The sequence below is a fragment of the Vibrio sp. genome (assembly GCF_047973365.1).
Taxonomy (GTDB): Bacteria; Pseudomonadota; Gammaproteobacteria; order Enterobacterales; family Vibrionaceae; genus Vibrio.
This window is the reverse complement of sequence record NZ_JBKEBW010000078.1, coordinates 69053-90621: the sequence shown is the minus strand read 5'-3', so window position 1 is coordinate 90621 and position 21569 is coordinate 69053. Positions and strand designations below refer to the sequence as shown.

Annotated in this window: 23 protein-coding genes and 1 riboswitch; of the genes, 18 read left to right on the top strand and 5 right to left on the bottom strand. The window is 44.7% G+C overall.

From position 1 onward, the window contains the following. From cbiB to ACK5MF_RS10450, 5 genes are all read right to left on the bottom strand, one after another. Nucleotides 1-954: an adenosylcobinamide-phosphate synthase CbiB gene (gene cbiB, locus ACK5MF_RS10470; RefSeq protein WP_416921954.1), complete on the bottom strand. Its 954-nt coding sequence runs from the start codon at nucleotides 952-954 to the stop codon at nucleotides 1-3. Next, complete coding sequence (locus ACK5MF_RS10465; RefSeq protein WP_416921952.1) at nucleotides 951-2318, bottom strand: cobyrinate a,c-diamide synthase; 1368 nt, start codon at nucleotides 2316-2318, stop codon at nucleotides 951-953. Before ACK5MF_RS10465 ends, cbiB begins: the two co-directional genes overlap by 4 nt. Nucleotides 2319-2419: 101 nt before the next feature. Next, nucleotides 2420-2609: riboswitch (cobalamin riboswitch) on the bottom strand. Nucleotides 2610-3020: 411 nt separating this feature from the next. Continuing rightward, complete coding sequence (pocR, locus tag ACK5MF_RS10460; RefSeq protein WP_416921950.1) at nucleotides 3021-3926, bottom strand: transcriptional regulator PocR; 906 nt, start codon at nucleotides 3924-3926, stop codon at nucleotides 3021-3023. Nucleotides 3927-4241: 315 nt separating this feature from the next. After that, complete coding sequence (locus tag ACK5MF_RS10455; protein ID WP_416921948.1) at nucleotides 4242-5324, bottom strand: glycerol dehydrogenase; 1083 nt, start codon at nucleotides 5322-5324, stop codon at nucleotides 4242-4244. Nucleotides 5325-5519: 195 nt separating this feature from the next. Beyond that, a complete protein-coding gene (locus ACK5MF_RS10450; protein ID WP_416921946.1) occupies nucleotides 5520-6338 on the bottom strand; it encodes an MIP/aquaporin family protein in 819 nt (272 codons plus the stop codon). Nucleotides 6339-6923: 585 nt separating this feature from the next. Here ACK5MF_RS10450 and pduA point away from each other — a divergent pair. The 18 genes from pduA to ACK5MF_RS10360 are packed head-to-tail and all read left to right on the top strand — an operon-like array spanning nucleotide 6924 to nucleotide 21567. Next, entirely contained in the window at nucleotides 6924-7208 is a 285-nt protein-coding gene (pduA, locus tag ACK5MF_RS10445; RefSeq protein WP_102941963.1) for a propanediol utilization microcompartment protein PduA, read from the top strand. Next, nucleotides 7205-8014, top strand: a complete 810-nt coding sequence (gene pduB, locus ACK5MF_RS10440; protein ID WP_416921945.1) for a propanediol utilization microcompartment protein PduB — start codon at nucleotides 7205-7207, stop codon at nucleotides 8012-8014. Before pduA ends, pduB begins: the two co-directional genes overlap by 4 nt. 21 nt (nucleotides 8015-8035) lie before the next feature. Then, entirely contained in the window at nucleotides 8036-9700 is a 1665-nt protein-coding gene (gene pduC / locus ACK5MF_RS10435; RefSeq protein ID WP_416921942.1) for a propanediol dehydratase large subunit PduC, read from the top strand. A gap of 12 nt (nucleotides 9701-9712) precedes the next feature. Further along, nucleotides 9713-10369, top strand: coding sequence for a propanediol/glycerol family dehydratase medium subunit (locus tag ACK5MF_RS10430; protein WP_416921940.1), 657 nt, complete (start codon nucleotides 9713-9715; stop codon nucleotides 10367-10369). A gap of 14 nt (nucleotides 10370-10383) precedes the next feature. Beyond that, on the top strand, nucleotides 10384-10899 hold the full coding sequence (pduE, locus tag ACK5MF_RS10425; protein ID WP_102941959.1) for a propanediol dehydratase small subunit PduE: 516 nt from the start codon (nucleotides 10384-10386) through the stop codon (nucleotides 10897-10899). Nucleotides 10900-10940: 41 nt separating this feature from the next. Then, nucleotides 10941-12773, top strand: coding sequence for a diol dehydratase reactivase subunit alpha (locus tag ACK5MF_RS10420; protein WP_416921938.1), 1833 nt, complete (start codon nucleotides 10941-10943; stop codon nucleotides 12771-12773). After that, complete coding sequence (locus tag ACK5MF_RS10415; protein ID WP_416921936.1) at nucleotides 12766-13146, top strand: glycerol dehydratase reactivase beta/small subunit family protein; 381 nt, start codon at nucleotides 12766-12768, stop codon at nucleotides 13144-13146. Before ACK5MF_RS10420 ends, ACK5MF_RS10415 begins: the two co-directional genes overlap by 8 nt. Nucleotides 13147-13173: 27 nt before the next feature. After that, entirely contained in the window at nucleotides 13174-13803 is a 630-nt protein-coding gene (locus ACK5MF_RS10410; RefSeq protein ID WP_416921934.1) for a BMC domain-containing protein, read from the top strand. Between the two features lies 1 nt (nucleotide 13804). Next, nucleotides 13805-14440 carry a phosphate propanoyltransferase gene (locus tag ACK5MF_RS10405; RefSeq protein ID WP_416921932.1) on the top strand — a complete coding sequence of 212 codons (636 nt, stop codon included), beginning with the start codon at nucleotides 13805-13807 and terminating at the stop codon, nucleotides 14438-14440. Next, complete coding sequence (gene pduM, locus ACK5MF_RS10400; RefSeq protein ID WP_416921930.1) at nucleotides 14437-14952, top strand: PduM family microcompartment protein; 516 nt, start codon at nucleotides 14437-14439, stop codon at nucleotides 14950-14952. The genes ACK5MF_RS10405 and pduM overlap by 4 nt, the downstream gene beginning before the upstream one ends. After that, nucleotides 14943-15227, top strand: a complete 285-nt coding sequence (locus ACK5MF_RS10395; RefSeq protein ID WP_416921929.1) for a EutN/CcmL family microcompartment protein — start codon at nucleotides 14943-14945, stop codon at nucleotides 15225-15227. The genes pduM and ACK5MF_RS10395 overlap by 10 nt, the downstream gene beginning before the upstream one ends. 11 nt (nucleotides 15228-15238) lie before the next feature. Further along, nucleotides 15239-16249 (top strand): cob(I)yrinic acid a,c-diamide adenosyltransferase, encoded by a 1011-nt coding sequence (locus tag ACK5MF_RS10390; protein WP_416921927.1) that lies wholly within the window; start codon nucleotides 15239-15241, stop codon nucleotides 16247-16249. A gap of 9 nt (nucleotides 16250-16258) precedes the next feature. Next, nucleotides 16259-17665, top strand: coding sequence for an aldehyde dehydrogenase family protein (locus ACK5MF_RS10385; protein WP_416921925.1), 1407 nt, complete (start codon nucleotides 16259-16261; stop codon nucleotides 17663-17665). 17 nt (nucleotides 17666-17682) lie between these two features. Continuing rightward, entirely contained in the window at nucleotides 17683-18795 is a 1113-nt protein-coding gene (locus ACK5MF_RS10380; protein ID WP_416921923.1) for a 1-propanol dehydrogenase PduQ, read from the top strand. Next, complete coding sequence (locus ACK5MF_RS10375; protein WP_416921921.1) at nucleotides 18792-20180, top strand: 4Fe-4S dicluster domain-containing protein; 1389 nt, start codon at nucleotides 18792-18794, stop codon at nucleotides 20178-20180. Before ACK5MF_RS10380 ends, ACK5MF_RS10375 begins: the two co-directional genes overlap by 4 nt. Nucleotides 20181-20183: 3 nt before the next feature. Further along, the gene (locus ACK5MF_RS10370; RefSeq protein WP_416921919.1) at nucleotides 20184-20732 is read left to right on the top strand and encodes a BMC domain-containing protein; all 549 of its coding nucleotides are present in this window, start codon (nucleotides 20184-20186) and stop codon (nucleotides 20730-20732) included. Nucleotides 20733-20742: 10 nt separating this feature from the next. Continuing rightward, on the top strand, nucleotides 20743-21096 hold the full coding sequence (gene eutS, locus ACK5MF_RS10365) for an ethanolamine utilization microcompartment protein EutS (RefSeq protein ID WP_416921917.1): 354 nt from the start codon (nucleotides 20743-20745) through the stop codon (nucleotides 21094-21096). A 3-nt stretch (nucleotides 21097-21099) separates the two neighbouring features. Then, the gene (locus tag ACK5MF_RS10360; protein ID WP_416921915.1) at nucleotides 21100-21567 is read left to right on the top strand and encodes a EutP/PduV family microcompartment system protein; all 468 of its coding nucleotides are present in this window, start codon (nucleotides 21100-21102) and stop codon (nucleotides 21565-21567) included. Nucleotides 21568-21569: the final 2 nt, after the last annotated feature.

Sequence of the window (21569 nt, the reverse complement as noted above, 5' to 3'; positions counted from 1 at the left end):
CTAAATAACAATGATGTAAGCGAGTGAAAATAGAATTAGAGCTAAGGTCGACGTTAAGTACATTAAGCGCGTCGATTTCCCGATGTCCTCGGGCTCGATTTCTCTGATGAAGTCTCCTATCCAAGGTTTTTCAACTAACTGACCAAAGTAATTACTTGGACCACCAAGTTGTACACCAAGCGCGCCCGCTACCGTCGCTTCAGACCAGGCACTGTTGGGGCTTTTATGTTGATATCGGTCTCGCCAACCAATAGTGAAGGCAGATTTGCCATTGCAACCCATCAGGAAGGCAGACAAAGAGAACAGCAGCCAAGAAATACGAGCCGGAATAAAATTCGCTACATCATCCATTCGCGCTGAGACAAAACCCAACTCTCTGTAGCGATCGCTTTTGTAGCCAACCATAGAGTCAAGGGTATTGATCGCTTTGTATGCCATCGCAAGTGGTACACCTCCGATAAACAGGTAGAGCATCGGTGCAATCACACCATCTACTGTATTTTCAGCCACGGTTTCGACTGTCGCGCGGGTGATCTGTTTTTCATCCAGTTGGCTGGTATCACGTCCAACGATGTAAGAGACTTTGAGGCGTGCTTCTTCAAGGTTGTGAGCACGTAGTGGGATAAGCACGTTATAAGCCGCATCTTTTAAACAGCCTGTCGCGAGCACGGTAAAAGTAAGCCAAAGCTCGACAGCGGTTCCAAGTAGCCAGTGGATGTCATAACTCAAATGAATCACTGCCCAAGTAATTAAACCTGCAGTACCAACAATCCAGAACCACAAAATGCCACCTGCGATATAGAGCCATACTTTGCTGCTAAATATTTGTCGGATTCGTTTCTCCATATTGGAAATTGAAATCCCAATCAAACGTACAGGATGCGGCCAACTGTGAGGATCACCAATCAACAGATCCATAAAGAACGCGGTGAAATAAAGAGTTAAGGTCATCATAGGCTTCGCGCCCTCTTAAACCACTCAAGCAGCATCTCCGGAGACTGGGCAAAATGCACATGGAGATACATCGCTAAGGTGTTCCCTACTTGATAACCACCGCGCCAAGTTGCAAGCACTTCACCTTCATGGACTTTCCTTAATGTGAATGCAGGTTCCATATCCGTCACAAAATCAGAATAATGAAATTCATGACCACGTAACTGATTGCCCGACTGACATAACAAGGTGTCTACGTCTGCACGAGCATTGCAGTAGCCAAAACGATTCAGCTTGTTGGTCATAACGCTTTGGCCTGACAAGATACCGACCATGGGATAGATGTTATCTTCACTGTCAGACAGTGAACTCCCTAAATACATCAAGCCGCCACACTCAGCATAGATTGGCAAATTGGCTTGATGAGCCGCTAGGATCGATTGCAACATTGAACGGTTTTGCGCAAGCTGTTCAGCGTATAACTCAGGGTAGCCACCACCGATATACAGCAAATCACATTCAGGTAATTGTGCGTCCGTTAGAGGGCTAAAATATCGAATTTCGACACCACTACGGGTTAACAGATCAAGATTCGCTTGGTAATAAAAGTTGAATGCCTTATCCATTGCTACAGCGACAACTAGACCTTTACCCTTACCTTCTATCGCTTGATAAATGGTCTGCCTTGAACCTTGGTAAAGTTGGGAGCAAGCTGCACTCAGCAATCCATCGACATCAACATACTGTTCAATAGCATCAGCCAGTTCATCCCATTGTGAATCCATATCTTGTGATTCTTGAGCAGTCATCAAACCTAAGTGACGAGAAGGAAGTTCAATATTGGGTAACTTAGGTAATCGACCAAACGCTGGAATATGGCAATAGGTTTCTACAGCCTGTTTAAGAAGCTGGTAGTGCTTATCTGAATTGACGTGATTAAATACAACACCTGCAATGTTGACCTCTTTGCCGAACTGCTGAAAACCCATAACAATCGCCGCTGCCGATGTCGACATAGCTTTACCGTCTACGACTAAAATCACTGGGCATTTGAGTGCTTTGGCTGTACCTGCGCTGCTGCAATAGTATGGATCGCTGCCATAACCATCGAATAGCCCCATTACACCTTCTATCACAGCGATGTCGGCATTTTGTGCTTGTTGATGGAATAAGGCATTCACCGTCTGCTCATCGAGCATAAAGGAATCTAGATTATGCGATGGAACGTTGGCGACTTTGCTGTGCCATGCGGTATCAATGTAGTCCGGGCCAACCTTAAAAGGCTGAACCTTTAGCTCACGGCGACACAAGGCTCTTAGTAAACCTAATGTGAATGTTGTTTTGCCACTTCCACTGTTTGTGCCCGCTATAAGTAATGCTTTCATAGTCCACTTTCAGTTACGTTTCTGAACGGACGATGGGCAAGTGAAAAGTCGTAGGGTCTTGAGACAGGAACCTACTTCTCTCACTCTCTTCCCACCGAAGGAGTTATTGAGTTCAACTTGATTCGTCTTCTGGCTTAGCTTCATCCTTCTTGGCTCCTTCCCGTTTCAGTGGTATAACCAAGTCGTCAGCATTACAGCAGCGGGGGCTGCGGAGGATTCTCACCTCACTTCCGTAATCCCTTGCGGGATAGATGCCCTGTCTGGGGCATAACCAAATTGAAATATCGTGTTTCGACAACTAAAACTAACTATACCCAAACTACTTGGAGTTGCAGGTAGGCGGCAAGTGAGTGAATCCCCATGAGCATAGATAAACTATGTGATTGGGGTGAGCAAACGTAGCCAACACCGCTGCAACTTCAAGTAGGAAGGGTATACATATCTTGTTCCTAAATCTCACTATAAGCTTGTAGTAAATAAATTCTGGCTACCATGACGATGAATTCCTGCCAATTTATCACCTCCAATGGTAATAAATTGCCATACCGACTTAAACAACCATTTAAAACAGTATATTACAGAGTTAATTAAAACATACAAATGGTAATTTCTTGTCATTGCACAATATTCAAATATGTTAAGTGGCACCGGTTATTAAACTCGAGTGCCACCTAAAAATGAATCTTTTATTTATACTTTCCACTAATCGTGAATTACCGCATCTTGATAATGTTTATCTCTATATTCCTGTGGGCTCATACTGCAATTTTTTCTAAATACTTTGCAGAAATAACTGGTCTGAGAAAAGCCTAAATTTTTCGCAATTGTCGCCACAGGTATACCGCTGCTTTTTAACATTTTCTTAGCGTGCATAATACGACAATTATTTAAGTAAGCGTTGAACCCAATACCTAGGTGTTTCTTGAATAGCTTTGAGAAGTAGTAAGGGCTCAGATAGATATGTGCAGCAACATCTTCCAATTTGATGTCGTCACTAAAATGATGCTCAATAAAGCGCAGCGCCTTTTTGATCTTATGATCGTTGTTATTGATGGAAAGCTTTTGTTGATCGTTAATACTAGTATCGTCAATTACCACAAGGTTAATATGTTTACGAATACAGTTCTCAACGATAAGCTGTAGCAACTCGGCAGAAGCCAACACTTTCTGATAATCGACGACAGGAATATCTTCAAAGCAATGACGAAGCTCTTCGTCTTTTTCCCACAGATTTTGTGTATGAGCCATTCCTTCGATGGATTCATCTTCATGGCCAATAAGCCTCACTTGCCCGCACAACACAAACCCCACCAAATGTCCTTCAACAATCAATGGGATAGAGAAATCGGTAAGACCAGCATGACACTGATACACACAAGGTTTGTTATCTACAGAGGCTTTAAGACCACCTCTTTTATCGCTGAGCATACATTGATTATAGAGCTCAGGATTCTGTCTGATTTTCTGACAGAAATCTGAAAAGTTAAATCGTTCTGATATTTCCTCTCCATGTATATTTACGACGACCACGGCTAATTCTGTCGCTTGTGCAAAGTCTGAAGCGATTTTTCTTATTAATGCTGAGTCTAACGAGGTAACAGAAGACATAACCACCTTCTTAGTCCATTGATACGATACAAAATACTTCGTTCCGAAATTTGATTTTATATGTAGCATCAAGATGAGGATAAATAAGTGATCAGCAACTAAATTGACTAATTTATTTCATCAGAATTGTGTAAAGAAATTTTAATGGTTAATATTTTGATAACCAATTGTTAAAATGAGGCGTATTTACTAAGAGAAAGAGAATAGTTTAATTTATTCATATAACGAAATTAAAAATAGTCCAAGTGACATAAATATGAACAAATTAATTCATATCACCCAGACAAAATTTAAACTTTAGATTTATTTCTATATTTAACTACCTAATTCATGAGCCGTCAGAATCGCAGAAAGTACTAATTCTGGTGTCACTTTAAATGGCATGTTGTGAATAGTTTCCCCTTCCGCACATGCCGCTTTGGCTACGTTGAATAGCTTATCTCTATCTATGTGCAGAACCCCCATATCGGTTAAGTTGGTTGGTAAACCCACAGAACAGCAAAATTCAATCACTTCATTGATCTCGTCCATAGGCGCATTTTCTAAAACCAACTGAGTAATGGTGCCAAACGCCACTTTTTCACCGTGATACAAATGATGACACTCTTCTAAAAGTGTTAGTCCATTATGAATCGCGTGTGCCGCAGCCAAGCCAGAGTTTTCGAATCCAATACCGGAAAGATAAGTATTAGCTTCAACAATATTTTCCAAAGCGCGACTGGAAAGATTGTTGTCACAAGCGACTTTTGCTTTCAATCCATCACTCATCAGTATTTGGAAACAGAGTTTTGCTAACGCTTGCGCTGCTTTTGTTGGTGCGCCTCCGGCCATAGTGCCTTTGCCGGAACGCTCGTTTGCCCTTGCTTCAAAATAGGTAGAGAGTGCATCCCCCATACCAGAAACAAGTAAACGGGTCGGAGCTTGCGCTACGATCTGAGTATCCATAATCACCACATCAGGGTTTTTAGTGTAGAAGCGATACTTACTGAACTCGCCTTGTGGCGTATAAATTACGGATAATGCGCTCGTTGGCGCGTCGGTTGATGCTATGGTGGGTACTATTACCACGGGAATACTAAGCTCAGCGCCAACTGCTTTTGCAGTATCAAGTGTTTTACCGCCACCGATACCAACAACAGCATCTACCTGTTTTTCTTTGGCAACTAAAGTTAAACGGTCAATTTCAGGCTGTGAACATTCACCGCCAAATAAGGAAAAGTAACCCTTAATACTTTGCTCACTAAAACTGACAGCCACTCTTTTTTCTACCAACTGAGTAACGAAGTTGTCAGCGAGAACAATCACTGAACGACCTAGAGGCTTAACGTATGCCCCTAGGTTGTCTATTACATTAGGCCCTTGTACGTACTTACTAGGGCAAATAATAATGTTATCCATTATTGCTCCTTAGGGCTTGCAGCCCCAGTGTTACTGTAAAAATAATCTCAATGAAATACTTAAAGCTGCTATTGCAAGAAAGCAATAGCATCACCTTCTACAACTCGCAGCTTCAAATACCTGTGCACAGGATCATTGTTGTCTCAGTTCTACTCGTACGTAGAAACTGATTGTCGAGAACGACTGTTGTCTAAATCAAAGTTGTGTCTGACTTTCCGTTTTCTTTGCTGCAGGTTTCTCCGCTTCAAGACCTCTACCGATAAAGAACCGGTAACCAGCTCCACCGACACAAGCACCGATAATCGGTGCAATAATAGGCACTAAGAAATAGGGAATTTCACGAGCCCCGGTCATAGAAACATTTCCCCAACCCGCCAGGTATGTAAATAATTTAGGTCCAAAATCACGAGCTGGATTCATCGCGAAGCCTGTTAGCGGTGCGGTGGCAGCACCAATAACGGCAACCAAAATACCAATCAAAAGTGGTGCCAGAGCACCTCTTGGCACACCATTACCATCATCGGTCAGCGCAAGAATCAACGACATTAATGTTGCTGTTATCACGATTTCAACAAAGCCGGCTTGAAATACTGATATTTCAGGATGAGGGAAGGTACTAAAAATACTGGCTAAATAAAGGCTCTCTTCCGAACCTCGTACCATGGCATTCGTCGCTTCATAAGCCGTAAAAAGGTCGTTATAAATAAAGTACGTCATTGTTGCGCCAAAAAATGCCCCTGCGATTTGCGCAAGACTATACGGAATCACTTTATGTTTAGGAAAACTGGCAAACAGCCAGAGTCCGACCGTGACCGCTGGGTTCAGATGTGCGCCTGAAACACCGGCTGTTAAATACACAGCAAGCGCGATACCAAGACCCCACACGATACAGATTTCCCACAGACCATATGCTGCACCGGCAACTTTGATTGCGGATAAACAACTGGTACCAAAAAATAAAAACAGCCCTGTTCCGAAGAACTCGGATATACATTCGTTTCGTAGGTTACTCATGACATTATGTTCCTTTTTATAGAAATAAACGCTGCTTTATATAAGGTGTTTATTTAATTAAATATAAATACAACTCCTAATCCACAAAGCCAATTTACGGTTCATGAAATGAAAAACTTCGACATAAAGTATATTTTTTTAATTTATTACTTTTTTGTCATCAATTCACACTTTGTGGGTATTTTTTAAAGTCACATTAGCAAAAATACATTAAATTAAATTTATTATCCATAAATATCATATAGTTAAACAACCACCGTCAGGGTAAAATATTGCTGATACTAAATTTTTATTATTGATACAGAAGTCCCATAAATCCGCCATTTATGACTAACTTCAAATAAATTTCAACTTTGCTAGACGTCACAAAAATAAACAATAAAAAAATGGAGGAATAGCAATTTTTTACCAACAGTATATTTCTCTCACCCCATGAGTTTACTTATATCTTCATTTTGATAGTGCAATTTTTTCACATATAACGCTAATTAGTCGTAATTAAATCTCTTAAACTAAACCATTATTTTTCGTCTGACTTTTCTAATATCTCTGCGCAACATTACGAAAATACTACGAGGTATAAATATGCAACAAGAAGCACTAGGAATGGTCGAAACCCGTGGTCTAACAGCCGCAATTGAAGCTGCAGACACCATGGTCAAATCGGCAAACGTAGTCCTTGTCGGATACGAAAAAATCGGTTCTGGCTTGGTAACAGTGGTTGTTCGTGGCGATGTCGGAGCAGTTAAAGCTGCAACTGACGCTGGCGCATCTTCAGCTGCCAATGTTGGTGAAGTGGTCGCTACACACGTTATTCCTCGCCCTCATACGGACGTTGAAAAAATTCTGCCAAAAGGACTTAACGAATGAGTGACAACCCATTAGTTGAACAAATCATGAATCAGGTGATCGCTCGGGTTCAGAAAGGTTCACCTGATGTCTCCTCAGCGAAAAACAATCGAGGTGAAACAATGGATAAAAAAACATGCAGCCTTACTGAGTACGTCGGTACTGCGATTGGCGACACCATAGGCTTAGTCATCGCCAACGTTGACGCTGCTCTATTAGATGCAATGAAGTTGGAAAAACGCTATCGCTCCATCGGCATTCTTGGTGCTCGTACTGGTGCAGGACCTCACATTATGGCTGCTGATGAAGCCGTAAAAAGTACCAATACAGAAGTTATCGCTATTGAACTACCACGCGACACCAAAGGTGGTGCTGGCCATGGCTCTTTAATCGTATTTGGTGGCGATGATGTTTCAGATGTGCGCAGAGCCATTGAAGTCGCATTGAAAGAGCTTGATCGTACTTTTGGTGATGTTTATGGCAACCAAACAGGACACATTGAACTTCAGTACAGCGCGCGCGCAAGTTATGCACTGGAAAAAGCCTTTGGTGCTCCATTGGGTAAGGCATGTGGCGTTATTGTTGGCGCTCCTGCATCGATAGGTTTGATCATGGCGGATACCGCACTTAAATCGGCCAATGTGGATGTTATCGCTTACTGCACTCCAGGAAATGGCGGAACAAGTTTCAGTAATGAAGTCACGCTGGTTGTATCTGGTGATTCAGGCGCAGTACGTCAAGCGGTTATCTCCGCTCGTGAAATTGGCAAAACATTGCTGGGAACTTTAGGTGACGAGCCAGTCAATGACCGTCCTTCTTACATCTAATCATATTAACGAGGTTGGTTCATGCGTTCAAAACGATTTGAAGCACTGGCAAAACGTCCAGTTAACCAAGACGGATTTGTAAAAGATTGGGTCGAAGAAGGCTTTATTGCAATGGAAAGCCCTAATGACCCAACGCCATCCATAAAAATAGTCAACGGAAAGGTTGTTGAACTGGATGGTAAACCAGAATCCAAATTCGATTTAATCGATCACTATATTGCACGTTACGGAATTAACCTTGCCAACGCAGAAAAAGCAATGGCAATGGACTCCGTTAAAGTCGCAAACATGCTTTGCGATCCAAACGTCAAGCGCGCAGATATCATTCCGCTCACGACTGCAATGACGCCAGCAAAAATTGTTGAAGTCATGTCGCACATGAACGTGGTTGAAATGATGATGGCAATGCAAAAAATGCGTGCTCGCCGCACTCCATCTCAACAAGCTCACGTTACCAACGTGCGCGATAACCCTGTGCAGATCGCTGCTGATGCTGCGGAAGGTGCGTTGCGCGGTTTCGATGAACAGGAGACCACAGTAGCCGTTGCGCGTTATGCACCATTTAACGCTATTGCGCTACTTATCGGCTCTCAAATCGGTCGCCCAGGCGTTCTGACTCAGTGTTCACTGGAAGAAGCAACTGAGCTAAAACTGGGTATGTTGGGCCACACCTGTTATGCAGAAACTATCTCTGTTTACGGTACTGAACCTGTATTTACCGACGGTGATGACACCCCTTGGTCTAAAGGTTTCTTGGCATCATCTTATGCATCACGCGGCTTGAAAATGCGCTTCACTTCGGGCTCAGGTTCTGAAGTACAAATGGGTTATGCGGAAGGCAAATCCATGCTTTACCTAGAAGCTCGCTGTATCTACATCACTAAAGGTGCTGGTGTGCAAGGTCTACAAAACGGTTCAGTAAGCTGTATTGGTGTACCTTCAGCGGTACCATCAGGTATTCGCGCGGTGCTTGCAGAAAACCTTATCTGTGCAGCTCTCGATCTCGAATGTGCATCCAGTAACGACCAAACATTTACCCACTCAGACATGCGTCGTACCGCACGTTTGTTGATGCAGTTCTTACCAGGTACTGACTTCATTTCTTCTGGTTACTCTGCTGTTCCTAACTACGACAACATGTTCGCAGGTTCGAACGAAGACGCTGAAGACTTTGACGATTACAACGTTATCCAACGTGACCTTAAAGTCGATGGTGGCTTACGCCCAGTTCGCGAAGAGGAAGTGGTTGCGGTTCGTAACAAAGCAGCACGTGCAATGCAAGCTGTGTTCGCAGGCCTCGGTTTCCCAGTCATCACCGATGAAGAAGTGACAGCAGCGACTTACGCTCACGGTTCGAAAGACATGCCAGAACGCAACATCGTTGAAGACTTGAAAGCAGCTCAAGAAGTGATTGAGAAGAGCTTGAGTGGTCTAGACGTAGTGAAAGCGTTAGCCAAAGGTGGTTTCGAAGATGTAGCAACCGACATGCTGAACATTCAGAAAGCGAAGATCTCAGGTGACTACTTGCATACTTCAGCCATCATAGTTGGTGACGGACAAGTGCTTTCGGCTGTCAATGATGTCAACGATTACGCAGGACCAGCTACTGGTTACCGTGTACAGGGTGAACGTTGGGAAGAAATTAAGAACATTCCAAATGCCCTTGATCCTCAAGATCTTGGATAAGGAAGGCGAAAGATGGTTGATATCAATGAAACACTGTTGCGTCAGATTGTCGAAGACGTACTAAAAGAAATGGCAGCCGCTGATAAGCCAGTTTCTTTTGCTAAATCAGCTCCGGCTGGCAATGAAGACTCATTCCTACGTGAGTTAGCACCAGCCAAAAACGGTAACAGCAAGGATGAAGTGATTATCGCGGTTGGTCCGGCATTTGGTTTAAGTCAAACAACCAACATGGTTGGTACACCGCATAAAGCAATCATTCGTGAGCTCAAAGCAGGCATTGAAGAAGAAGATCTAAAAGCACGTGTTATCCGCTGCTTCAAATCTTCGGACGTTGCGTTTATTGCCGTTGAAGGTGACCGTTTGAGTGGTTCCGGTATTTGTATCGGTATCCAGTCAAAAGGTACCACGGTAATTCACCAAAACGGTCTTCCACCGCTTTCCAACTTAGAGCTTTTCCCTCAAGCACCACTATTGACGCTAGAAACTTACCGTCAAATCGGGAAAAACGCCGCTAAGTATGCAAAAGGTGAATCGCCACAACCTGTTCCAACACTGAACGACCAAATGGCTCGTCCTAAGTACCAAGCAAAATCTGCGGTATTGCACATCAAAGAAACCAAACACGTTGTGCAAGGCAAAGGTGCTGTGGAACTTGAGGTCTTAGATTAACGAAAGGAAATGCTATGAATTCTGAATCTATCGAATCCTTAGTTCGCGACGTGTTGTACAAGATGAGCAACACAAGCGATGCGCCGGTTTCGTCAAGCACAGCTCAATCTAACAGTTCAGTGACTGTTAAAGATTATCCTCTAGCGAACAAACACCCTGACTGGGTTAAAACCAGCACAGGTAAAACACTAGACGATATCACTCTCGCGAACGTGTTAAACGGTAGCGTGAAATCAGCAGACATGCGTATCACTCCTGAAATTCTAAGAATTCAGGCAGACATCGCACGTAGTGCTGGACGTGAACGCTTGGCGATTAACTTTGAACGCGCGGCAGAACTGACTGCTGTACCTGATGATCGTGTTCTTGAGATTTACAACGCACTCCGCCCTTATCGCTCCACCAAGGAAGAGCTGATTGCAATCTCTGACGAGCTCAAATCCAAATACCACGCGACGATCTGTTCGCAGTACGTTCGTGAAGCGGCTGATTTGTACGTCGAGCGTAAAAAACTCAAAGGCGATGATTAATCTGAAAGCGCATAAGAAGTTGACGTTAAAGGAGTATGGTGATGGCGTATATAGTGGGCATTGATATCGGTAACTCTACCACCGAAGTTGCATTAGCCGTTCAGGAAGCCGGGGAAACTCGCTTTGTGGCAAGTGCAATTACAGAAACGACTGGTATCAAAGGCACCAAGCGTAATTTGTTTGGTATCTATACTGCGCTGGATCTCGTGGTTAAAAAAGCCAATTTAACACGTGAAGACATTGACATTATCCGCATCAATGAAGCCACGCCGGTAATTGGTGATGTAGCGATGGAAACCATTACGGAAACTATCATTACTGAATCAACAATGATCGGACACAACCCCAAAACACCTGGTGGTTTAGGACTTGGGGTTGGCATCACCATCACCTTTAACGACTTATTACACTGTGACAAAAACAATGCTTACATACTCGTCGCACCCGGCGAGCTAGATTTCGCAGACATTGCCGCCATGATCAACGCTGCAACACAAGCAGGCTACAAAATCGAAGCTGCCATTCTGCAAAAAGACGACGGTGTACTGGTCAGTAACCGCCTCAACAAAATTATTCCTATTGTCGATGAGGTAAAATACATCGACAGAATTCCGATGGGCATGCCCGCTGCGGTTGAAGTCGCCATGCCAGGGCAAGTGATCTCTACCCTATCCAACCCCTACGGCATTGCAACTGTGTTTGAACTCGACGCAGATGAAACCAGAAACGTAGTTCCAGTAGCAAGAGCACTTATCGGCACTCGTTCCGCGGTTGTGGTCAAAACGCCTGAAGGTGATGTAAAAGCCCGTACGATACCCGCAGGTCACATCACCCTCTATTCAGAAGGCAGAACAACAACCATAGACGTTGCTCAAGGCAGTGAAAAAATCATGCAAGGGGTTTCTGCCTGCAAAACATTGGACAATGTGACTGGCGAAGCTGGCAGTAACATTGGCGGTATGCTGGAAAATGTTCGCCAAACCATGGCCGAACTCACCAACAAACCAAGCAATGAAATTTACATCCAAGACTTGTTAGCTGTAGATACTTTAGTGCCTATTAATGTCACTGGCGGTTTAGCTGGCGAGTTTTCTCTTGAGCACGCAGTCGGTATTGCCTCAATGGTGAAATCAGATCACTTACAGATGGCACGTATCGCCGAAGAAATTCACGGCACTCTCAACGTCAAAGTACAAATCGGTGGTGCAGAAGCAGAAGCGGCTATCCTCGGCGCACTTACCACTCCCGGCACACAAACGCCGTTAGCGATTCTCGATTTAGGCGCGGGTTCTACAGACGCTTCCATCATTGACGGACAAGGCAGGATGACAGCTATACACCTAGCAGGCGCAGGTGACATGGTCACGATGATCATTGCTTCCGAGCTGGGATTAGAGGATACCTACTTAGCTGAAGACATAAAAAAATACCCACTGGCTAAAGTAGAAAGTTTGTTCCACTTACGCCATGAAGACGGCACGGTGCAATTCTTTGATAAACCTTTACCAAGCGAAATTTTCGCACGCGTCATCGTCGTTAAAGAAACCGGATTTATTCCATTAGCAGGCGAAGAATCGATTGAAAAAGTGCGCATGATTAGACGCACGGCCAAACAACGCGTCTTCGTGACTAACGCACTTCGCGCACTTCGTGCCGTCAGCCCAACTGGTAATATTCGAGATATACCTTTTGTTGTCCTTGTCGGTGGTTCTTCACTCGACTTTGAAGTTCCGCAATTAGTCACAGATGCATTGTCGCACTACAACCTTGTTGCTGGCAGAGGCAACGTTCGTGGAACGGAAGGCCCACGTAACGCTGTAGCGACTGGATTGATCCTTTCCTATCACACTAGCAAAGGAGAAACCCATGCATAGCCAATTACAAGAAGTTCCAGCCATTTTGGTTTATCTGCAACAAGTGGACAACAAACAACTTCATCAGATGCTTTGGGGAATAGAAGAAGAAGGCATTCCCTTTAAGGCAACTGAAAAACAGATAACCGACATAAAAAAAGAAGCACATAACGCGGCATCTCTCTCACCACTAGCGGTTGGGATTGCATGCACTCATCAGGAGATTGTGGTGCATTCGCGCAATCTCACTCCTGACAACCCGTTATTTCAAGTTTCACTGCACACACTTGGCTCCCAAGGTGAACTGTATAAGCAATTACGCAATCTTGGCTGTAACGCCGCTCGCTTGGTGAAGGGGCTGCCTTTTAAACCCGTGAACGATGCAAACCAATAACGTGACATTCAAACCAAGGAGGCACGTGTGAGAAAGTCATTAGGATTATTAGAAATTAAAGGATTAGCTAGCGCTATTTTGGTCGCAGATGCAATGGCTAAAACCGCGTCTGTCACTATTGTGGGGATCGAAACCTGTAAAGGCGGTGGTTGGCAAACCATCAAGGTGGTTGGCGATGTCGCGGCTGTTCAAGCATCGCTCTCTTCTGGCAGTGAACTGGCGAAACGTCACAACGCATTTGTAGCCATGAAAACGCTTTCCAGACCCGATCAAACCGTTATGGATACGTGGGGCACGCCAGAAAAAAAGGCATCCGCAACGCTGAATAAAGCCGTTAGCAGCAAAGTAGCAAGCAAGAAAGCTGAGGTAAAAAAGGCTGAATTGAAAACAAAAGATATTGTGTTAGAGCCAAAGGTCACACCTGTAGAAGTTGAAGAATCCGAAGAACCTGTGGTTGTGAAAAAGCCTGAAAACAACCAATTAGGATCTGAAAATGAGCCTGTTTCTGAATATGACATCGTTGTCGAAGAAGTTATTGCTGAAAATCAACTGCTAGCAACAGAAGAAGCGACTTGTAACCTATGTGGTGATCCACTTTGTGAGCGCGTGAAAGGCGAACCTCACACTAAGTGCATCCACAATACCAAGGTGAAATAACGTGAATATTGTTGAAGTTAAGCAAGCCGTTTGCAACGTGTTGAGTCAGATGCGAGAAAGACCTATCCCCGTGGGTATTTCTAATCGCCATTTGCATCTGTCTCAACGCGATTATGACTGCTTGTTTCCAAATCAAGCGATGTCGGTTCGCAACGAGTTAAAGCAACCGGGCCAATACGCTGCGGATCAAACCGTAACGCTCGTTGGTCCAAAAGGGAAATTGGAAAAGGTTCGAATTCTGGGTCCTGTGCGTAGCTCTACTCAGGTCGAAATATCCAAAACCGATGCACGCACATTAGGCATTGCCGCACCTATCCGTTTGTCTGGCGACTTAAACGATACTCCCGGAATCAAACTGGTCAGCGAAATGGGTGAAGTGAACCTGACTAAAGGGGTTATTGTTGCACTAAGACATATACACATGTCGCCTCTTGATGCTTTGTTGTTTGGGGTAAAACACGGTGATTCGGTATCGGTTGCTATTGAAGGCACACCAAGAGGAACCGTGTTTGAAGAAGTATCGATTCGTGTGTCTCCCGATATGGTGTTAGAAATGCATCTCGATACCGATGAAGCCAACGCTGCCGACGCGGACAATCCGCAAGCGTTCGCGAAAATATTGAAGGTGTCATCATGATGAAACTGGATGACAAAGTTATTACAGCCATTGTTGAACGTATCGCAACCCTACTAAGCGAGCGTGAACATGCTGTCTACACCGCCACGCTTCCAGCGCTGGCTACACCTGTTGAACTCAGTGTTCTCGCCCGTCATGGCAAGATGATGGTCGAGTCTGTTGATGCCAATAGCATCTTAGCACTGGCTCGTTGCCAAACAGAGATACCAGAAGTGAAACACTTACTGAAAGTTGTGAGTTTTGGTGTTGCGGTTACTTTAGTCATCCCCCCTTCTCTTTGTTCAATGCTGCCTGTTAAGGCTTTGACTAACTTGCCATTTAATTGGCAAACCAAAGAGGGTCAGCCTGTTGTTTTATGGGGACGTTCTGTTCTGGCTTATGGCGACGTCTGCCAACTTACCCATTCCGTCGTGGTAACCAGACCAAACACTATAGTTACAGCAATGGCAAAAGACGTAATGACCAAAAATCACATTACTTGGTCCTGCTCGGAGGACACATTATGGATTTAGCAAAAGTAGTCGGCTCAGTGGTTTCGACTCAAAAATCAGAAAGCTTAATTGGACGCAAATTGCTGCTTGTTCAGCCAGTTGGCACCGATGGTCAAAGCCCTAAGATGCCCGGTTTCCCACCCGAAGTAGCCGTTGATTGTGTGGGCGCAGGTGACGGTGAATTTGTCCTACTCACCAGAGGGTCATCAGCAAGAGCTTGTCTGAACAACGATCGCTCCGCAGCCGATTTATGTGTGGTTGCCATCTTAGACTCTTTGTCTGTGTCGGATAAATAAGGAGAAGTCTCGTGGGCATTTACACCAAAACCGGAGACAAAGGCACGACTTCTCTTGTCGGTGGCGTTCGCATAGCAAAAACTGACATACAGGTTGAAGCTTACGGAACGGTCGATGAGCTCAACGCTAACATCAGTGTTGCTCAGAAATTGGCGACGGTTGAAAGCACAAAACAGCTGCTTGATAGCATTCAATATCAATTGTTTTATATCGGCGCTGAATTAGCCTCCCCAGAGCTCAACGTAAAATCGGACAATCAGCAGCAAGTGGGTGAGCAAGAGATCAAAGCGCTAGAAGACGCAATCGATGATGCTATGGCTCAAGTGCCCGCACTGCACAGCTTTGTGTTACCGGGAAGTTCGATTTCAGGGAGTCAAATGCATCTTGCTCGCGCAGTATCTCGTCGCGCAGAAAGAAGAGTACTGGCAGTAAACGAAATCAAACCGGTTCGCCCAGAGTTAATGAAATATCTCAATCGACTCTCTGATGCACTCTATGCCTTAGCGCGACTCGAAGATCACGAAAATCAAATAAAATGTGTGATTAGCAAAGTGGCTCAGCGTTACCAAGCTCTCACAGTAAACGGCGTACGCCACTCTTCTGCTCAGGACAACTCTTCTGCTCAGGACAAAGCAACACAGACAGCGTTGAAACTGTTACAGCTCGCAATCGCAGAAGCCAAACAGATCGGTATTGCTATTGTTTTTGCGCTGGTCGACGCCCATGGCAACACTATTTTAAGTTATCGCATGCCACATGCTCTGTTAGTCAGCAGCGAATTGGCGCTCAAAAAAGCCTATACCGCTGTGGCTCTAAAAATGGCAACTCACGAATTACATAACCTTGTTCAACCCGGTCAAGCTCTGTTTCAAATCGAAGCCAGTTGCAGTGATCAATTGGTCTCTTTCGGTGGCGGCTACCCTATTTTCGCTGATGGAAAAATCATAGGCGGCATTGGTATTAGCGGCGGCTCGGTAGAAGAAGATATGCAAATTGCGCAAGCCGCATTAAGAGGACTCTAAGGAATCATTATGAATAGCACAGAACTCGAAGGAATCATTCGTACCATCCTGACTGAAAAGCTTGCCAGTGAAACAGGGAAAGTATCAAACAGTGACGCGCCGAAAAGCATCGCTATCTTTGACGATGTCGACAGCGCTATTAAGGCAGCCAACGATGCCTATCATCGTTATCATGAACTGCCATTGAAATGTCGTAGCGCAATCATCGCGACTCTGCGTGCGGAGCTAGATGCTGATATTCCTTATCTTGCAGAAGAAGCCGTCAAAGAGACCGGTATGGGTAATGTCGGTCATAAGATCTTAAAAAATAAACTGGCTCTGGAAAGAACACCGGGCATTGAAGATCTCAAAACCACGGCATTGACCGGTGATGACGGTATGGTGTTGTTTGAATATTCACCTTTTGGCGTGATTGGTTCAATCACACCAAGCACCAACCCAACGGAAACTATCATCAATAACTGTATCAGTATGCTTGCGGCGGGTAATGCGATTTACTTCAGCCCTCATCCGGGTGCGAAGAATCTTTCAATCTGGCTAATCAAACGTATTGAGAACCTAATTTATAAAACCTGCGGTGTTCATAACTTAGTCGTGACGGTTGCTACACCAAGTTTTGAAAACACTCAGCTAATGATGCAGCACCCAGGCATTGCCGTATTAGCGATCACCGGTGGACCTGCGATTGTGACTATGGGTCTAAAAAGTGGTAAAAAAACCATTGGCGCCGGAGCGGGAAATCCTCCATGCTTAGTTGACGAAACTGCCGAGATCACTAAAGCCGCGCAGGACATCGTTTCAGGTGCATCCCTTGATAACAACATCCCATGTATTGCTGAAAAAGCGGTTGTGGTAGTTAACCAAGTTGCTGATGAACTCATCACGCAAATGGTCGATTACGGAGCCTTACTCATTCGCAGTTCAGAAGATGTGAAAGCGCTTAAAGCAGCCTGCATTATTGACGGTGGAATCAATAAAAAACTGATCGGTAAAAGCACCACTGCCATTCTTGAAGCGGCTGGTCTGCCTGTGCCGTTAAAAGAACCAAAACTACTCATCGTTGAAACCGCGAAGGATGATCCACTTGTCATTCATGAACAGCTCATGCCTGTGTTACCAATAGTGCGAGCAAAAGATTTTGAACAAGCGTTAGCAATATCACTTAAAGTCGAAAACGGCCTGCACCACACTGCTATTATGCATTCACAGAACGTCTCACGTTTAAACAAAGTCGCGCAACTGATGCAAACGTCGATATTTGTCAAAAACGGACCTTCTTATGCAGGTATCGGTTTCGGTGCCGAGGGGTTTAACACCTTTACCATTGCAACGCCAACGGGTGAAGGAACAACGTCAGCCAGAACCTTCTGTCGTCTAAGACGTTGCACGTTAACTAACGGCTTTTCAATCCGTTAATTTTGGTGGCGAGTACCATGAAACGTTTTTCTATATCAACCGCCATATTTAGTGGTGAAAACAGCCTGAAACGCTTGAACAAATATCAAAACAAGCGCGTTTGGATTGTCTGTGATGAATTCTTAGCTAAAGGCACGCCAATCGAGCGTGTCAAAGCTGAACTCAAAGGCAATGAAGTCCGGGTTTATACCGATATTCAGCCTGATCCCAATGTGGCAACTATTGTTGCAGGGATGAAAGATCTCATCGCATTCAGACCCGATGTAGTGATCGGTTTTGGCGGCGGCTCAGCCATTGATGCAGCGAAAGCAATGGTCTTCTTTGCCACCAAATTCGATATCAAACTCGAACGTTGTGTTGCGATTCCAACCACCAGCGGTACGGGTTCGGAAGTGACAAATGCAACCGTGATCACCGATGAAAACAAAGGCATTAAATACCCAATATTTGATGCCACCATCTACCCCAATGAAGCGATATTGGACCCTTCATTTGTTGTCACTGTACCTGCCCATATCACTGCCAATACCGGGATGGATGTGCTTACCCACGCCATCGAAGCTTATGTTGCTACCACAGCCAATGACTTTAGCGATGCCTTAGCGGAGAAAACCATTTCGTTGGTGTTTGAGTATCTACCTACCGCTTGTGCCAAAGGTAGTTGTGAAAAAACTCGAGAAAAAATGCACAACGCATCGTGTATGGCGGGCATGGCATTTAGCCAATCAGGTTTAGGAATAAACCATGCAATTGCTCATCAGCTAGGTGGCAAATTCCACGTTGCCCACGAGTTGGCAAACGCAATTTTACTGCCACACGTGATTCGCTTTAATGCCAAAAATGATATCCGCGCACGTAAACGTTACGCACGCATCGCCAAAGCGTGCCGCTTCTGTCATCCAGATGCATCCGCCGAAGCTGGTGTCAATCAACTGATCCACCACATTGTCAGACTACAAAAAGAAGTGAAGATAGCCACGTCACTACACGCATTAAAAATTACCCGCAGAGACGTTCTCGCCCAGATGGATATGTTAGTGGAATCTACATTACACGATTCCACCATGGCAACCACTCCATATAAAGCGAATTCGCTGCAGGTGAAACAAATCATAGAGGCAATCCTATGACGGTAACTAATAGCATGACGGTAACCAACACCACAGAAGCACCGCTACGTGAAATAAAGTCACTGTCCGCAGAAAAAATTGCAAATATTGCGCGTGAATCTGGCATCGTCGGAGCAGGCGGTGCAGGTTTCCCAACTTATGTGAAGCTGCAATCTAAAGCTGAGATATTTCTGGTCAATGCCGCTGAATGTGAACCCATGTTGAAAGTCGACCAACAGCTCATGGTGAGCCACGCGCGTGAGCTGATTCAAGGCATTCGTTATGGAATGAAAGCAACTGGTGCGAAAGAAGGCATCATTGCTCTCAAAGCTAAATACAAAAAAGCGATTGCCACACTTACCCCTCTGCTAACCAACAACATCCGCATCCACATTCTGCCAGATGTATACCCTGCGGGAGATGAAGTCATTACCATTTGGCTAGCGACAGGTCGACGCGTGCCTCCGGCACAAATTCCTATCAGCATTGGCGTAGTGGTAAACAATGTTCAAACCCTGATTAACCTAGCCAAAGCGATTGATGAGCAGAAGCCCGTCACTCATAGAACGCTCACCATCAATGGTGCAGTGAACAAACCAATGACGCTTACTGTCCCTATTGGTACAAAAATGAGTGAGTTGATTGAGCTTGCTGGAGGTTGCACTGTCGACAATCCAGAATTCATCAATGGCGGCCCAATGATGGGCAAATACATCTCTGATATCAATGCGCCTGTGAGCAAAACCACCGGTGGTATTTTGGTATTTCCAAGAGAACATCTGCTGATTCAGCGTCGTCTGAAAACCGATCAACAAATCATCGCGATGGCAAAAACCGTTTGCGAGCAATGCCGCCTCTGTACCGATTTATGTCCAAGACACATCATCGGTCATGAATTGTCACCTCACGAACTGGTTAAGTCGATGAGTTACAAACAGTTTGCTAAACCTTCAACCTTGCTATCGGCGTTAACCTGCTCGGAATGCAGTGTTTGCGAAAGCTATGCATGTCCTGTTGAGATTTCACCTATGCGTATTAACCAGATCTTAAAAGGTGAATTACGCGCTCAAAAAGCAAAATACGAAGGTGAATTAGAGCCACAAGATCCGATGGCTGAACATCGTTTGGTCCCTATTGGACGTTTGGTTAAGCGTCTCAATTTGCTGCCCTATTACCATGAAGCACCAATGGTTGAGCCTCAATGGCAACCCGAGTTTGTTTCCATACCACTGCAACAGCATATCGGTGCCCCTTCAGTTGCTATTGTCAGTGTTGGTGATCATGTTGAAGCCGGAGATTGCATCGCCAAAGCTGCACCTGATGCGTTAAGTGTTGCTCAACATGCAAGTATCACAGGGACAATTACAGAAATTGGCACCAAATTTATCACAATGCGTCGGGGGTAATGTATGCATCATGCAATTGGATTAGTAGAGCTCAACAGTATCGCCAAAGGAATCGAAGTTACCGATACGATGCTAAAAAGTGCCAGTGTAGAACTTTTGACAGCGAAAACCATCTGTCCGGGTAAATACATCGTTATGGTTGGCGGAGAAATCGCAGCCGTTAAACAGTCGGTAGAAAACGGAGAACGACAAGGTGAACACATGGCGATTGATAGCTTTGTATTGCCCAACGTTCATGCCTCTATTCTGCCCGCTTTAAGCGGAGTGACAGTGGCCGACCATAAGCAGTCAATTGGCGTAGTGGAAACCTACAGTGTAGCAACTTGTATAGAAGCTGCTGATGCGGCTATTAAAGCCTCCAACATTGAACTGCTAAGAATTCATATGGCGTTTGGTATTGGCGGTAAGTGCTATTTCGTTGTCAATGGTGATGTTTCAGATGTGCAAACCGCCGTCACTGTCGGCAGTAACAGAGCAAGCGATAAAGGCTTACTGGTTCACGGCTCTGTGATTGCAAAACCACACCCTGATTTATGGCACCAGTTAATGTAACGAGGTTTCTATGTTCGATAGCTTAGAAAAAAAAGAGCGTGTCATTCAGGAATATGTGCCAGGTAAACAGGTGACATTGGCACATCTTATCGCCAATCCAAATAAAACGGTTTACAAAAAATTGGGTTTGAATGAAACCGCGAATGCCATTGGTATTATGACGATAACGCCTAGCGAAGGAGCAATCATCGCTAGCGATGTGACGACCAAATCCGGCAATGTCGAAATAGGTTTTATCGACCGATTTACCGGAGCAGTAGTGATCACTGGCGACGTATCTTCGGTGGAATATGCACTTAAACAGGTGATTCATGTTCTCAGCAATCAACTTAAGTTTACGCCATGCGATATTACTAGGACCTAAGCAATGAAACGTCTGATGTTGGTAGGGCAAACATTAAGCGGCAAAACCACGCTACTGCAAAAATTGCGCGGCTTACCATTACATTATCAAAAAACTCAGTCGCTTGAGTGTGAAGATTTATCCATCGATACCCCAGGGGAATACTTAGAAAACCGCTGTCTCAACAGTGCTCTGATCACCACATCATACGATGCCGATATCATCGGATTGGTTCACAGCGCAACAGCCATGCAACAAATGTTCTCGCCGTTATTTTCCAGTGCGTTCACCAAGCCCGTGATCGGCATTGTCACTAAAGCGGATGACCCTGATGCCAGTATTGGTGAAGCCATCGCTCATCTAGCCAATGCAGGCGCAGACCCAATTTTTGTGACTTCCGCCTTCAATGGCGATGGTATTGACGATTTGGTGGAGTATCTTAATGAAGCTAAGGATCAGCAAGCTTTAGCTCTTGTTACAGAAAGGAATTAATT

Bases quoted from the DNA above. Each gene is read 5' to 3' on its own strand.
- ACK5MF_RS10375 (WP_416921921.1), top strand. From the start codon at position 18,792: ATGACGGTAACTAATAGCATGACGGTAACCAACACCACAGAAGCACCG.
- ACK5MF_RS10370 (WP_416921919.1), top strand. From the start codon at position 20,184: ATGCATCATGCAATTGGATTAGTAGAGCTCAACAGTATCGCCAAAGGA.
- eutS (WP_416921917.1), top strand. From the start codon at position 20,743: ATGTTCGATAGCTTAGAAAAAAAAGAGCGTGTCATTCAGGAATATGTG.
- cbiB (WP_416921954.1), bottom strand. From the start codon at position 954: ATGATGACCTTAACTCTTTATTTCACCGCGTTCTTTATGGATCTGTTG.
- ACK5MF_RS10415 (WP_416921936.1), top strand. From the start codon at position 12,766: ATGCATAGCCAATTACAAGAAGTTCCAGCCATTTTGGTTTATCTGCAA.
- pocR (WP_416921950.1), bottom strand. From the start codon at position 3,926: ATGTCTTCTGTTACCTCGTTAGACTCAGCATTAATAAGAAAAATCGCT.
- pduE (WP_102941959.1), top strand. From the start codon at position 10,384: ATGAATTCTGAATCTATCGAATCCTTAGTTCGCGACGTGTTGTACAAG.
- pduB (WP_416921945.1), top strand. From the start codon at position 7,205: ATGAGTGACAACCCATTAGTTGAACAAATCATGAATCAGGTGATCGCT.
- ACK5MF_RS10395 (WP_416921929.1), top strand. From the start codon at position 14,943: ATGGATTTAGCAAAAGTAGTCGGCTCAGTGGTTTCGACTCAAAAATCA.
- ACK5MF_RS10385 (WP_416921925.1), top strand. From the start codon at position 16,259: ATGAATAGCACAGAACTCGAAGGAATCATTCGTACCATCCTGACTGAA.
- ACK5MF_RS10455 (WP_416921948.1), bottom strand. From the start codon at position 5,324: ATGGATAACATTATTATTTGCCCTAGTAAGTACGTACAAGGGCCTAAT.
- ACK5MF_RS10360 (WP_416921915.1), top strand. From the start codon at position 21,100: ATGAAACGTCTGATGTTGGTAGGGCAAACATTAAGCGGCAAAACCACG.
- ACK5MF_RS10450 (WP_416921946.1), bottom strand. From the start codon at position 6,338: ATGAGTAACCTACGAAACGAATGTATATCCGAGTTCTTCGGAACAGGG.
- ACK5MF_RS10430 (WP_416921940.1), top strand. From the start codon at position 9,713: ATGGTTGATATCAATGAAACACTGTTGCGTCAGATTGTCGAAGACGTA.
- pduM (WP_416921930.1), top strand. From the start codon at position 14,437: ATGATGAAACTGGATGACAAAGTTATTACAGCCATTGTTGAACGTATC.
- pduC (WP_416921942.1), top strand. From the start codon at position 8,036: ATGCGTTCAAAACGATTTGAAGCACTGGCAAAACGTCCAGTTAACCAA.
- ACK5MF_RS10465 (WP_416921952.1), bottom strand. From the start codon at position 2,318: ATGAAAGCATTACTTATAGCGGGCACAAACAGTGGAAGTGGCAAAACA.
- ACK5MF_RS10420 (WP_416921938.1), top strand. From the start codon at position 10,941: ATGGCGTATATAGTGGGCATTGATATCGGTAACTCTACCACCGAAGTT.
- ACK5MF_RS10380 (WP_416921923.1), top strand. From the start codon at position 17,683: ATGAAACGTTTTTCTATATCAACCGCCATATTTAGTGGTGAAAACAGC.
- pduA (WP_102941963.1), top strand. From the start codon at position 6,924: ATGCAACAAGAAGCACTAGGAATGGTCGAAACCCGTGGTCTAACAGCC.